Annotated in this window: 16 protein-coding genes; 5 read left to right on the top strand and 11 right to left on the bottom strand. The window is 36.0% G+C overall.

Annotated elements, in window-relative coordinates; translation table 11 throughout:
- The first annotated feature begins 90 nt into the window (after positions 1-90).
- The gene (locus NHG98_RS05330) at positions 91-1890 is read left to right on the top strand and encodes an ankyrin repeat domain-containing protein (protein WP_259245358.1); all 1800 of its coding nucleotides are present in this window, start codon (positions 91-93) and stop codon (positions 1888-1890) included.
- 50 nt (positions 1891-1940) lie between these two features.
- On the opposite strand, the gene sdhA is transcribed toward NHG98_RS05330, so the two are convergent.
- The gene (sdhA, locus tag NHG98_RS05335; protein ID WP_096616017.1) at positions 1941-3746 is read right to left on the bottom strand and encodes a succinate dehydrogenase flavoprotein subunit; all 1806 of its coding nucleotides are present in this window, start codon (positions 3744-3746) and stop codon (positions 1941-1943) included.
- A 310-nt stretch (positions 3747-4056) separates the two neighbouring features.
- Here sdhA and NHG98_RS05340 point away from each other — a divergent pair, with 310 nt between their 5' ends.
- Positions 4057-4983: a ribose-phosphate diphosphokinase gene (locus NHG98_RS05340; protein ID WP_096616015.1), complete on the top strand. Its 927-nt coding sequence runs from the start codon at positions 4057-4059 to the stop codon at positions 4981-4983.
- The gene (locus NHG98_RS05345; protein ID WP_096616013.1) at positions 4973-5326 is read left to right on the top strand and encodes an Asp-tRNA(Asn)/Glu-tRNA(Gln) amidotransferase subunit GatC; all 354 of its coding nucleotides are present in this window, start codon (positions 4973-4975) and stop codon (positions 5324-5326) included. Before NHG98_RS05340 ends, NHG98_RS05345 begins: the two co-directional genes overlap by 11 nt.
- Before the next feature lie 19 nt (positions 5327-5345).
- Here NHG98_RS05345 and NHG98_RS05350 read toward each other — a convergent pair whose 3' ends face one another.
- The 5 genes from NHG98_RS05350 to NHG98_RS05370 form a co-directional block, all read right to left on the bottom strand.
- Positions 5346-5471, bottom strand: a complete 126-nt coding sequence (locus tag NHG98_RS05350; protein ID WP_259245359.1) for a hypothetical protein — start codon at positions 5469-5471, stop codon at positions 5346-5348.
- Positions 5472-5498: 27 nt separating this feature from the next.
- A complete protein-coding gene (locus NHG98_RS05355; protein WP_259245360.1) occupies positions 5499-5714 on the bottom strand; it encodes a hypothetical protein in 216 nt (71 codons plus the stop codon).
- 244 nt (positions 5715-5958) lie between these two features.
- Entirely contained in the window at positions 5959-6102 is a 144-nt protein-coding gene (locus NHG98_RS05360) for a hypothetical protein (RefSeq protein ID WP_259245361.1), read from the bottom strand.
- A 450-nt stretch (positions 6103-6552) separates the two neighbouring features.
- Complete coding sequence (pth, locus tag NHG98_RS05365; protein ID WP_096617871.1) at positions 6553-7101, bottom strand: aminoacyl-tRNA hydrolase; 549 nt, start codon at positions 7099-7101, stop codon at positions 6553-6555.
- Complete coding sequence (locus NHG98_RS05370) at positions 7101-7712, bottom strand: 50S ribosomal protein L25/general stress protein Ctc (protein WP_096617869.1); 612 nt, start codon at positions 7710-7712, stop codon at positions 7101-7103. Before NHG98_RS05370 ends, pth begins: the two co-directional genes overlap by 1 nt.
- Before the next feature lie 145 nt (positions 7713-7857).
- On the opposite strand from NHG98_RS05370, the gene NHG98_RS05375 reads away from it, so the two are divergent.
- A complete protein-coding gene (locus NHG98_RS05375) occupies positions 7858-8157 on the top strand; it encodes an ETC complex I subunit (RefSeq protein ID WP_096617867.1) in 300 nt (99 codons plus the stop codon).
- A gap of 51 nt (positions 8158-8208) precedes the next feature.
- Here NHG98_RS05375 and ftsL read toward each other — a convergent pair whose 3' ends face one another.
- Both ftsL and rsmH read right to left on the bottom strand, forming a co-directional pair.
- Positions 8209-8514, bottom strand: a complete 306-nt coding sequence (ftsL, locus tag NHG98_RS05380; RefSeq protein WP_096617865.1) for a cell division protein FtsL — start codon at positions 8512-8514, stop codon at positions 8209-8211.
- Positions 8511-9455: a 16S rRNA (cytosine(1402)-N(4))-methyltransferase RsmH gene (gene rsmH / locus NHG98_RS05385; protein ID WP_096617863.1), complete on the bottom strand. Its 945-nt coding sequence runs from the start codon at positions 9453-9455 to the stop codon at positions 8511-8513. The genes ftsL and rsmH overlap by 4 nt, the downstream gene beginning before the upstream one ends.
- Before the next feature lie 220 nt (positions 9456-9675).
- Here rsmH and NHG98_RS05390 point away from each other — a divergent pair, with 220 nt between their 5' ends.
- On the top strand, positions 9676-10887 hold the full coding sequence (locus tag NHG98_RS05390; protein ID WP_096617861.1) for an MFS transporter: 1212 nt from the start codon (positions 9676-9678) through the stop codon (positions 10885-10887).
- A 50-nt stretch (positions 10888-10937) separates the two neighbouring features.
- Here NHG98_RS05390 and map read toward each other — a convergent pair whose 3' ends face one another.
- The 3 genes from map to ftsA form a co-directional block, all read right to left on the bottom strand.
- Positions 10938-11720 (bottom strand): type I methionyl aminopeptidase, encoded by a 783-nt coding sequence (gene map / locus NHG98_RS05395; protein WP_096617873.1) that lies wholly within the window; start codon positions 11718-11720, stop codon positions 10938-10940.
- 149 nt (positions 11721-11869) lie between these two features.
- Complete coding sequence (locus NHG98_RS05400; protein ID WP_096617859.1) at positions 11870-12127, bottom strand: hypothetical protein; 258 nt, start codon at positions 12125-12127, stop codon at positions 11870-11872.
- Between the two features lie 41 nt (positions 12128-12168).
- On the bottom strand, positions 12169-13407 hold the full coding sequence (gene ftsA, locus NHG98_RS05405) for a cell division protein FtsA (protein WP_096617857.1): 1239 nt from the start codon (positions 13405-13407) through the stop codon (positions 12169-12171).
- Positions 13408-13480: the final 73 nt, after the last annotated feature.

Consider the following 13480-nt stretch of genomic DNA (forward strand, 5'->3'; position numbering starts at 1 on the left):
TACAACGTTTAGCTCAATTTAAAAGTCAAACTTCTTGGTTGTTAGTTTAGTGCTGACAACTTAAATAGCTTTTAATATTGAGGTTTTAGTATGGGTATAGATCTAAGCGCACTAGCTACTAATGCAGATAAATTAGACGAATGCATAGATAAAAATAAAAAGCGAGAGCAGGATAGAAAAGACGAGCAATTGTATGGCATTATAGAGAGAAAGGTAAAAAAAGAAGAGCATAAGCGTGAAAAACCAAGAGGTCAAGATGGAGCTCTCAAGGAGTGTAAAAGGTTATTCAAGGAAGGTGCTAGCTCTGAAGTATTAACTAAATTAGAAGAATCACTTAGAGAACAAGAAAAATATTATAGGTATTATGTCCAATGCTTTCTTCCGGTATTGAATAGAAAAATATCGAAAGAACTAGACCCTATAAAAAAAGAGGAAATAGGACAAGTAATTTCAGAAATTACTTATAATAGCAGATATTGTTTTACCCACAACCAAAATGATCGTAGGAATAGTGAAGATAGTGAAGCAGAAAGTGGCTACGGTAGCGATGTTGAAGGTGATCATAAAGTAGAAATAAGCAACGAAATAACAAATAACAATGCTCTATTACTAAAAGCGATCAAAAATGGAAATAACAGGAAATTTAAAAAATATCTCAAAGATTGCACAGATATTAGCAGCATAAAAGATAAAAAAGGAAATAATATTTTACACCTTATTGCATCGCTCAAAAAGAAACAGAAATGCAAGTTTCTGGGTACCCTAATAAAAACGGTCACCGAGGAAGATCTAGCACAACTTGTTGACAGTAAAAATCAGGACGCTCTTCAGGTGGCACTAATTGACAAGATAACAAAAGAAAAACATGAATCTCATACAATTCGAAGTAACGATAACACACTTAAGTTTCTTACAAAATTGTTAGAGCATGGAGCCAGCCATGATCAGTTAGAATTACCTGAGGAAAGCTTAAAAAAATTGTCTAAGGGGCAAAATAAATACTATCGTAAATTTTTAGAGAAATTAGCTGAAAAGGCTGAGCTAAAGCAGGAAATAAAAACTAAGACAGAAGCAAAAGTTAAAGAAATTGTAGCACATACTGTAAACACTCCAAATAGTAATAGTGATTATCCGTTACATTTAGCAATTAAAGATAATGATAAAGAACGTTTTGAAGAGTTATTGCAAAAAGGGGCAGATATTAGCCTTGAAGGTGCAAATAAAAATAATGCCTTACACCACATTGCTTTACTTAAAGGGGAATATAAAATCAAATATTTGAAGTTAATATTAGATTTTGAAAAAAAAGGAGTAATATCTTCAGAAGAATTGCATAAGGCTATAAACGCCCAAAATAAAGATGATAAATATCCAGTGCAAGTTGCTTTAATTAGACAAACAGAGAAGATACCTAGTAAGTTAAAAGACTTTTCTAGGTGGGTTAGATCAAGGCCTACAAAACATTATTATACTGCTGAATTTTGTGCAGAATTGTTACAAAATGGTGCTGAGAATAAAAGTGACCATATAACAATACCTAAAGAGCATCATAAGCAAAAATATTATCAGACTACAAAAAGAATCAAAGATATAACAGGTGTTAGCCCTGGCACGGAAACACAGGAAGAACTTGAAGAGCATTTTTCTAAGAAGAATGCTCGTAAGAATATAAGTCTCCCAGTAAAATGGATACTCGGAGGTTTGATTTTTGCAACAGTATTTAGTGCTTTAGCAGGAAACATGATAGCTGCAGCCGCTTTATCAGTGACCATAGCGGTTTGTGCAATGTGTTACCCTGTTTACTTAAAGTTGGAAAATGCTTTTAATGCTAGAGTACAAGAGCCGTCAAATCAACCAGAACATACTGAGAGTCCTCCAGGCACTAAATGAGTGCCATATCAATAATGAACTCGTTGAAAAATTGTGTAGGGATAGTGTAACTAGTAAACCCTCTTTTCTGGAGCGATGAAGTCAATTTCATCGCTAAGAGTTTTTTCAGCCACTTTTTTATAATCAATTTTTACATTGATCTGCCCTTTCTTTTCTTCAAGCCACGCTATGGTGTGTTTCATCCAGTTTTTGTCATCACGCTCAGGAAAATCTTCACGAGCATGAGCACCTCTACTCTCCTCTCGATTAGCTGCGCATTCCATGGTAATAACCGCTTGTTGGATCATGTTAGCAAGCTCCAGTGCTTCAACTAAATCACTGTTCCATATCATACTGCGATCTTCAAGTGAAATATCAGGCATCATTTTTGCTACCTTTTTTATAGCTTTTTTACCTTCTTCTAAAACTTCAGCAACACGGAACACTGATGCGTACTTTTGCATAGTGTTCTGCATTTCGCTGCGTATTTTTGCTACTTTGAGTTTCCCAGAAGCAAATCGCATTTTATTAAACCTATCTATTATCCAATCTGTACAATCTGAGCTCAATTTTTTATGTGATGTACAGGATTTTAATTTCTCTTTTGCTTTGAGTGCTGCAGCTCTACCAAAAACCACAAGATCAAGAAGCGAGTTAGAACCAAGTCGATTTGCACCGTGCACAGAGACACACGCAGCTTCTCCAATTGCAAATAGTCCATCTACCACTTCTTCCTTACCTTGCTTCAGCGTGATCACTTCTCCATAATAATTGGTTAGAATGCCACCCATGTTATAGTGAACAGTCGGAATGACCGGTATTGGATCTTTAGTGACATCAACTCCAGCAAAAGTTCTTGCGGTTTCGCTGATGCCAGGCAATCTGAGTTTTATTACTTCCGGATCAAGATGTGCTATAGTTAAATACATATGATCTTTTTTCGGTCCAACCCCCCTTCCCTCTCTAATTTCAATTGTTATTGCACGACTTACCACATCACGGGAAGCTAAATCTTTTGCTTTTGGTGCGTAACGTTCCATAAACTTTTCGCCCTGAGAATTAACGAGGTACCCCCCTTCTCCACGGCACCCTTCTGTCATCAAGCACCCTGAGCCATATATTCCTGTTGGATGAAATTGTACAAATTCCATATCTTCAAGTGGTAACCCAGCTCTCACCACCATGCCATTACCATCGCCTGTGCAGGTATGCGCACTTGTTGCAGAAAAATAAACACGTCCATATCCACCTGTTGCTAGCACCACCGAATGTGCGCGAAATTTATGTAATGTACCGTCGCATAGCGACCAAGCAAGAACTCCGCAGCATGCTCCGGTTTCGCTATCCATAATTAAATCAATCACAAAGTATTCAACAAAAAATTCAGCGTTGAATTTAAGACACTGCTGATATAGAGTGTGAAGGATTGCGTGCCCAGTTTTGTCTGCTGCCGCACAAGTGCGCTGCGCTGATTTTCCTTTACCAAAGTGAGTTGTCATTCCACCAAAAGAGCGCTGGTATATTTTGCCATCTTCTGTACGAGAAAAAGGTACGCCAAAATTTTCAAGTTCAATAACAGCTTTAGCAGCGTTTTTACACATATATTCTATTGCATCTTGATCACCAAGCCAGTCTGAACCTTTTATTGTGTCATATGCATGCCAGCGCCAATCGTCTTCACCAATATTACCTAAAGCTGCACTAATTCCGCCTTGTGCTGCAACTGTATGACTTCGTGTAGGGAAAATTTTAGAAATGCAGGCAACTGAAAAATTAGTTGCAGCCATCCCAAGCGTTGCTCTGAGCCCTGCTCCACCTGCACCTACTACTACCACATCATACTCATGTTCTATGATCTCATACGCTGACTTATCCATATTTGCTTATTTTATTATTACAGGCTTATGATATCACAGAAGTAGAAAAAATCTATACAAGTTTTCTATAGCTAATACCAATTCTCATTATTAGTGAATCACTTTTTCATCCAATAATTTTGATCTTAATGCCATTTAAACCTCGCTATTTTACTTACTTCAGGTGGAACATACATTGAAACAATGCGTGAAAATGACAGGTCATTGTACAATAGGTACCTAATTTGCCGACAAGAATGCTAAATAAAGAAACTTACATTTCAATTATTTCATAATTTCTGTATAATCTTAAAAACTCAATTAGTGTGTTATGAAGATAATAATAGGTAACGCTAGTAAAGAATTAGGGGAATCAGTAGTTAACCGGCTAGATGCTCAACCATCCTCTGCTTGGATATCAAAGTTTACCGATGGCGAGGCAAATGTGGAAGTAGCAAATGATCTATATAATCAAGAAGTATACATAGTACAATCTCTTTCTCCCCCTGTGAATGATAACCTTATGGAGCTTCTGCTTATAATTGATGCAGTAAATAGATTAGGAGCCAAAAGGATAGTAGTAATTATTCCTTATTATGGATATAGCAGGCAAGATAGAATTATCAAAAACAATAATATGCAATCTGCTTTAAGTGCCAAATTAGTTGCAAATCTTATTCAAACTGCAGGCGCAAGTAGTGTTGCAGTGATTGATTTGCACTCAAGTCAAATTGAAGGATTCTTTGATGTACCGATAACTAATTTGAACTGCTTTGAAGCATTTGTTGACTGTATACACACGGAAAATTTAGCAATTGTTGCACCTGATGTTGGAGCAATTGGCAGAGCACGTGCTTTTGCAAAGACTTTAGAGGAAAAGTACAAGATAGGGTTAAGTGATAAGATTATTGTAGTAGATAAATATAGGGAGAAAGCAGGCACATCTCAAGTAATGAACATAATAGGAGAAGTTGCGAATAAAAATTGTGTCATTGTTGATGATATAGTTGACTCTGGTGGAACATTGTGTAATGCAGCCCTTGCTTTAAAAAATTGCGGAGCAAAGTCCGTAATTTCATGCATCACACATGGCGTGCTTTCAGGAAGTGCAGCTGAAAAAATTTCTTCCTCTTCTTTAGATAAATTAGTGATTACGGATACTATACTTCACAAACTTGAAAAAACTGGTAAAATAGAAGTTGTTTCGGTCGTAGATATTTTAACTCACTTCATCCAAGGAGGTAAAGATGCCAGCTAAGTCAACAGAAGACGTTATTACTTCACTAATAGAATTTGCAAATAAGAGAAAAATAACAATTACCAAGGAAGAAATGCTTAAAATTGTACAGCTTGTAAGGATTAAGTTATCAAATGACGAGATTGATCACTACTCCAAAGAACTGACAATGCTGGATTGGATACATGATACTTTATTGCAAGTTAATACCGAAGGTGTTTCTCCTATGCGTTATGGCAGTATAGACAAGGACATTCATGTACGCGATGATGTTATAAATTCTCAAAACATTAAAGAAGAGATATTGTCCAATACAAAACCTGAACATGGGTATTTTGTAGTGCCAAAGGTTATAAACGATTAGGGTAAAATAAGACGTTTCCCTACGTCATATCGCCGCGGTATCTCTTAGCATAGATCCTGCTAACAAGTAGCGGTATGACGAATTGCTTAACCGTCATACCGCCGCGAACCGTCATTCCACCGCAAACCGTCATACCGCGGTTCATTCGCGGTATCTCTTAGCATAGATCCCGCTAACAAGTAGCGGGATGACGAATTGCTATACCACCACGAACCGTCATTCCGCCACGGTATCTCTTAGCCGCTAACAAGCAGCAGACCGTCATACCGCGATTCATTCGCGGTATCTCATCCGCTAACAAGAGATCCCGCTGCGGGATGACGAATTGCTTAACCGTCATTCCGCCGCGAACCGTCATTCCACCGCAGACCGTCATACCGCGGTTCATTCGCGGTATCTCTTAGCATAGATCCCGCTAACAAGTAGCGGGATGACGAATTGCTATACCACCACGAACCGTCATTCCGCCGCGGTATCTCTTAGCCGCTAACAAGCAGCAGACCGTCATACCGCGGTTCATTCGCGGTATCTCTTAGCATAGATCCTGCTAACAAGTAGCGGTATGACGAATTGCTTAACCGTCATACCACCGTGAACCGTCATACTGCGATTCATTCGCGGTATCTCATCCGCTAACAAGAGATCCCGCTAACAAGTAGCGGGATGACGAAGTTATCGTCATGCCACCGCGAACCGTCATACCGCCGCGGCGCTAACAAGAGATCCCGCTGCGGGATGACGAATTGCTTAACCGTCATTCCGCCACGAACCGTCATACCGCCGCGGTGCTAACAAGAGATCCCGCTGCGGGATGACGGTTGTCGTTTAGCTATAAATGTTTAAGAAATTTACCAAACAAAAAAAAAAGGCAAAAGAAGCCCCGTGGTGCGAGTTTTGACTCTATATTACTGTAAGTGGCGCTGTAATAATGTGCTAACGCTTAAAATAAGCGCGATTTGGCTGAATTTAGAAAAAATAAAAAAGACATGCAGCCGCTATAATTTTATGTAATCCGCCAATAAATACTCTGAGTTTTTTACTGAATTTTGTCATTGAGCCTGCAGGTCAAAAACAAGTTTTGAGTCATAAATACCCTTATTGTTATAATAAGGGGGCTGGCGGAGTTTGTCAAGCAAGTTTTTTCGTTTCTACTGAATGACAGTTGTGGCTTGTGCAAGAAGTCTGTTATTTTAATTGTGCGAAATTTAGTTTTGTGTTTCGTAATATTATGCAATCAAATTGATAAAAGCTGTATTATCTCCTTGCAGCATTAAGTGTATATTTTTTGCTATTTTTTCCACTAAGGGAGTAACGTTATCAAAATTTGAAAATTTTGATAATACATAATCTGCTAAGCTTTTTTCATCTTCAGGTCTACCCACTCCAAATCTCAAGCGCCAATAATCGTTGCCAATAAAACTATCTATGGATTTAAGTCCATTATGGCCAGCAGAGCTACCACCTTTCTTTATTTTTATTCTTCCAATTTCCAAATCAGCGTCATCGTGTATGACAACGATATTATCTAGCGATAATTTGTAAAAGTTTCGTATTTTTGCAACAGGGATGCCTGAATTATTCATAAATGAATAAGGCTTTATTAACATGATTTTATTATCATTAATTATGCCAGAGGTTATTAGATAATCGGCTTTTTTAGAAAACGACTGGAAATTCCAATATTTGTAAATTTTATCAACTACGATGAAGCCGGTATTATGATGAGTTAACTCATATTGACTACCAGGGTTACCAAGTCCAACTATCAGATGCACTATTCCTCTGTTTCTGCTTGAGGTTTTTCAACGTCACTATCGGCAGCAGAAATTGTAACAATAGTAAAATTTTCTTCTTCATGAGCTACAAACTTAACACCTTCTGGTAATTTTACATCATTAATATGTATAGACTGGCCAATCATTTTACCAGATAAATCAACTTCAATAACCTGAGGTATTTTATCAGGAGAGCATTTAACAGCAATAGAACGACACAAAACATTAAGCACTCCACCTAACTTGATCCCTGGAGCTTTACTTTCATTCACAAATGATAGAGGTATGTCTATTTTAATTTCGCTGCCTTTATCAACAAATTGAAAATCAACATGTTGCACAGTATCCTTTACTACATGCAATTGGATATCGCGAACAAGAGCATATTCCTTTTTGCCCGAAACATTCAGCTCTATCAAATGTGCAGAAAGAGAGCCTGATTTATATTGCTTCGTGAATTCCTTTGCAGACAATGTTAAATTTATATTATCATGGCCCTTTCCATATATGATTCCAGGGATGTTTCCTTTCTTCCTTAGAGAATGCATCGCTTTTGTTTTTGTTATATCACGTAACTCTGCATTAATTGTTACTATTTCTTGTTGTGTCATCGATTACTCCTATTCAGCTAATCCTTTTAATGTAATTTAATAATAATATAACATAAAAATATTTATTTCAAACTTCATTCTTTCATACTAATTGTTTGTGAAAGGATTTATTTAGATATATATTTAAGCTTATTTAACAAGAACTATGGGCATTGATGATAAAGTAGTTTTTAGGATTTATAAACCAACAAAAACTGCAACACAATCTGGTTTAGGTAATACAAATCTCTGGCACCTGAAAATTGAATCTGGTTCTTACTACATTGAACCTTTAATGGGATGGATTGGCTCAAAAGATCCAAAAAAACAGATTGTATTAAAGTTTGATTCTCTTGAAAAAGCAATATTCTACGCAAAAAAACGCAACGTTAAATACGTAATTGAAATGCCAAAAAATGTTAAGAGGCTGCCAAAATCTTACGCAAGCAATTTCATACTAAAGTAAAGTTTATTGTGGTGTGCTTATCTGTAAAAGATAAAGCTTAGTATAACCAATTTAACTCTGGGTTTTAAGTTGTGCTAACACACTGCGGCCATTTAAAGAGTCAAGATTTTTAACCTGGCTAGCCAGTATTAAAGAGTTATTTTTTAGGTATTTCTTTACAAGGCTTGCAAGTCTTTTTGGATTATTCAAATAGCTCCACTCTGCTTGTAAAACTTTTATATCACTTTGTACTAAACTAATTTCACTTTTTATTTTTATTAGCTCTCTATTTAATGACTGAACATGTAGTTTTATCTTAAATAGTCCTACAATGCTAAGAAAAAACATAACTATTGAGATGATGCAGAAAGTTCTCATGACAACTTCTGTATAGCTCTTAGTTTTGCTGAGCGTGAACGCGGATTTGCACTTACTTCTTCTATACTTGCTTTGATCACTTTTTTATTTAGAAGAGAGAATGTCTTGCAATCAGTAGCACATAAATCTTTAAAAAAAGTTTTGACTATACGATCTTCTAAGGAATGAAAGGTGACGACAATTAATTTGCCATTCTCACTTAAAATCTCAGATGCAGCTTTAATACCCTTTTCAAGTTCTCCCAGCTCATCGTTTACCCATATTCTGATTGCCTGAAATGTTCTGGTTGCAGGATCAATTTTGCTTTTTCCACGAAATACCACGGAACGTACAATATCCGCAAGTTCAAATGTAGTTTTGATAGTTTTCTTCTTCCGTGCATTTATTATTGCTCTTGCAATTTTGCGAGAATGATGCTCTCCTCCGTAGTTATATATAGTATTTGCAATTTCTTCTTCGCGTAAAGCGTTAACAAACGTTGAAGCGTTTATATAAGAAGAATTATCCATGCTCATATCGAGTGGACCATTATGTAAAAATGAGAACCCTCTATCTCCGTTATCAAGCTGCATAGATGAAACTCCGATGTCAAAGACCACCCCATCCACTCCGTTTGATGTCATTCCAGCGCGTGACCAGTTATTTTTTCCAGTATCAAGTACTGGGATGACAGGAGATGGCTCAACGCTGCTTAGTATACTTTTAATATTACTAAACTTCTCAATGAATAGTTTTATTCTATCGGGATATCTAACACTTAAATCATCATAAAACTTAGTTACCGTTTCATCTCTATCAATTGCATGTACTTTGCAATCAGCTGACTCCAATATTGCTTTGCTATATCCTCCAGCTCCAAATGTGGCATCCACGTATATACCACCATCTTGTGGTGAAAGTTGTGATAGCATCTCTTTTAACAAAACTGGAGTGTGTGTCATAGTGCTCCATCAAGAGACTCTGTGCATACAAATAAAAATGGCTTCCCACTAAAACATATGGAAATATATAGGCAATAATATAAAAATACTTGAATATAGTCAATGATATAAAAATATTAAGATTTAATAAGATACTATTACTAATATAATGTTTAAATTTTTCTATTATATAAAAAAAAGTAATGTATATTACTAAATACTAAACAAACTACAGAAAATTATGCAGCAAATAACAAAAGTAATATTTTCAAGTTTGATTTGTAACACTTTATTGTGGTATGACCACATGCTTTTCAGTCACCTAATAAGCATAATCGGAGATGTGTTTTTTCCATCAGATGATAAATTAGTCAGCATACTTAAGGCTTTTGGAGTTTTTGCAGTAGGTTTCTTGATAAGACCAATAGGTGCTGCTATATTTGGTTACATCGGTGATAAATATGGCAGAAAAATTGCCCTATTTCTTTCTATTATATTGATGACTCTGTCAACCGTATTAATTGCTTTTGTTCCAGGTTATCAAAGCATTGGAATACTAGCGTCAATGCTGGTAGTTTGTTTAAGGTTATTGCAGGGTATATCTCTTGGAGGAGAAGCAGGAAATGCACCATTTTTAATAGAACACGCTCCTAAAAACAAAAAAGGATTTTTTGGCAGCATTGAGGTATTAAGTGCAATTCTTGGTTCAATATTAAGCCTGATAGCGGTACTCATATGCAAGAAAGTATCTGATTTTGAATCTTGGGGGTGGAGATTACCTTTCATTTTTAGTTTAGCAATGGGATTAATCAGCATATATATGAGATATATACTTGATGAAAGCCCAGAGTATAAAAGACAAGAAAAACGATCTGAATTGCCGTTAAAAGAACTATTAAATGGCTATAGAAAACCTTTTCTGATATCAGTAGGAGTCGATATAGTTGAAAATTCATCTCTTTATATATATCTAGTGTTTTTCAATGTGCTTACATCAACAATAAACACTCAATTTAATCACACAGTGGAAATATTGAATCAGGTCGCACTTGGAGGGTTAACAATACTGTTTGCAATGCTTTCTGATAAAATAGGAAGAGCAAAAGTCATGAAATTTGCATTTGTGACTTTTATAGTAGTAAGTTATCCAGTTTTTTCAATGATACTAAGTGGTGATAATTTGCTCACCATAATGGCGCACGTTCTTTTTATAATCCCAATAGCTGCATCGCTTGGGCCTGTTAGTGCATTTATGTGTGAATTATTCCCAACAAGGGTACGATACAGTGGATTTGGTTTATCAAGAAATATAGCTTCGGGATTTTTTGGTGGCCTTGCACCATTTATATGCACAACAATTATCAAGGTTACAGGACAGGAAACTTCAGCTAGTTTTTACATGATTTTCTGTGCATTAATTGGACTAGTTGCTATATCGCAAATTAAGGATTAGCTTTCTTCAAGATCCAAGTATAGTTGCAGTATAGCAGAGTTTAAAAAAATCTAATTATATGGTGGGAAGTGCCAATTTTTAGGTGATAATGTGAATATTTCAGCACCATCTTTAGTTACTCCGAGCGTATGTTCAAATTGAGCAGAAAGTGAAAGATCGCGTGTTGTCACTGTCCAGTCATCGAGTTTACTGAGCAGAGTCTCATGTTTTCCAGCATTAATCATTGGCTCTATTGTAAAAAACATACCTTCCTTCAAGATGAGATTTTCATCTTGATCATAGAAATGCACTACATTTGGCGGAGCATGAAAGACTTTTCCTATACCGTGTCCGCAGTAGCTACGTACGATAGAATATCCAAAATCTCTAATATATTTCTCTATAGCAAGCCCTATTTCATTTAACTTATTGCCGGGTTTAACTTGTTTAATTGCTTCCATCAATGCATGATAAGTAGCGTCACACAAACGTTTTGCTTTTATTGATGGTTTGCCAACCCAAAACATGCGACTTGTATCACCATGCCAGCCATTTAAAATCACCGTAACGTCAATATTCAAAATATCTCCATCTTTAAGCAGTTTATCATCGGGAACACCATGGCACACAACTGCATTTTTTGAAGTGCAAATTGATTTTGGATACCCCCTATAATTTAGTGGTGCTGGAATTGCACCTGCATTAATTATAAAATCATGACATAGATCATTTAACTCATTAGTTGTTACCCCTATCTTTACGTACGGTGCAATGAAATCAAGAGTTTCAGCAGCAAGCCTGCCAGCCTTGCGCATAAATTCAAAATCTTCTTGTGAGTGTATAGTTATGTTCATATTTTCCATGTCTTATCATAATTGGTACGCTTACTTGCAGTACATAAATGTAATAACTTTGCGTATTATGAAAATAAGCCCTATGGATCCTAGCGTCAAGTCATTTGTATGAAAGGTGGTCAAGCAAGAAGTCTATTTAATAATCTGAACTATACAACTATTATCTCAGGATAATCTGAAGGTTTTTTGTGATAGTAATCGATGCTCTTAGAATTCACCTCAATGTAAATATTGTAGATACGATTCTCAAAACCACCTCTCTCTTGTTTTTTAGAGATACGCTTTTCTTCAATTTGTTCATCTTTTTCCATCACCCTCTCATAAACAATAATTCCATGGGAACGTATAATTTCAGTTGTATGATCACAAACAAGTTTATTAATTTTGAAACAATGTTTTTTATTCATAATGTTTCCTTTGAAAGATATAAGAATTTCATTCAGCAAAATTAAACTGTAACTTTTGATTTAACCCAATGGTACAACTTACTTATTTTACCATCTTGACCGAGCATTCCAGAGTTATTTTTATAGAAAGTGTCAACTATTAGCTTTATAGAACCTATAGCAGCAGAAAATACAGGATTTTTATCATATTCGCCATCAAGACCGCTACAAGACTCAGGGCACCCAATTCGAACTTGCTTATTGAATATATAGCCTGCAATTTCCTTCATGCTTGTGAGTTGACTAGTTCCACCTGTGATCACTACTTTATTAATTGGATCTTTCTGCTCTTGAAATTGCTCTCTTACCATTTCAAGTATTTCTTCAACTCTTGGTCTTATGATGTTAATAAGCTCAGATTTGAATACTTGAGTAGGTTCATCATTTTCACTATTTTGGACTGTAATATATTCGTTCTCATCTATTGAAGTTATGATAGTGCTACCATACAGTATTTTTATATACTCTGCACGTTCTATGCTTGTGCATAGCCCGTAAGCAATATCTCGAGTGATATGAACGCCACCAATTGGAACGCTGCTTGCATACACAAGTTTCCCTCTTTTGAAAATTCCAATTGCAGTGCACCCACCGCCTATATCAACAATAGCAGTCCCGAGCTCTTTTTCATCTTCACTGAGACACGCAAGACCTGCAGAATATGCAGAAGCAATACAACCTGCCATATTTAATCCACCATTATTGGTAATACAGTTTTCAATATTGGTAAGCGCTGGACGCGAAGCAGTGACAACATTAACATCAGCAGATAGTCTTTTTCCGTACAATCCACCAACTTCTTTTATGTCAGTCATGTCATCTAAGTGATATTTCAGTGGTGTATTGTGAATGATAACATTTTCTTCAATATATTTCTCAAACGTCTGAAAAACTACACGTTTTATATCCCGGTCAGAAATTTCATGATTAGCTGCAATAATTTCATTATGTACATTAAAAGATGAGATGCCACATCCAGCAATGCTCACATATATTTGGTCTATAGTTTCCTCTGACACTTGCTCAGCTAAACCTATAGTTGATGAGATGGAGTAATTTGCGTGTTTTACATTAGTTATCGACCCACCGTTTACACCTTCTGCAATCTTATAGCCCGTTCCTGTTACTTTATAGCTGAAGTTGTCATTTATTTTAACGATTAGACAAATAATCTTTGTTGTACCTATGTCTAGAACAGCAAAAACGTTTCTCTTTGGTTTTGCTATTACTGCAGAGTACATTAGTTAACCTTATTACGCAATTTCATTTAAATTGTAGCTTTCTTTAATAATTTATATTTCTATTATAGATATA

The organism is Wolbachia endosymbiont of Aedes albopictus (assembly GCF_024804185.1).
Taxonomy (GTDB): Bacteria; Pseudomonadota; Alphaproteobacteria; order Rickettsiales; family Anaplasmataceae; genus Wolbachia; species Wolbachia pipientis_B.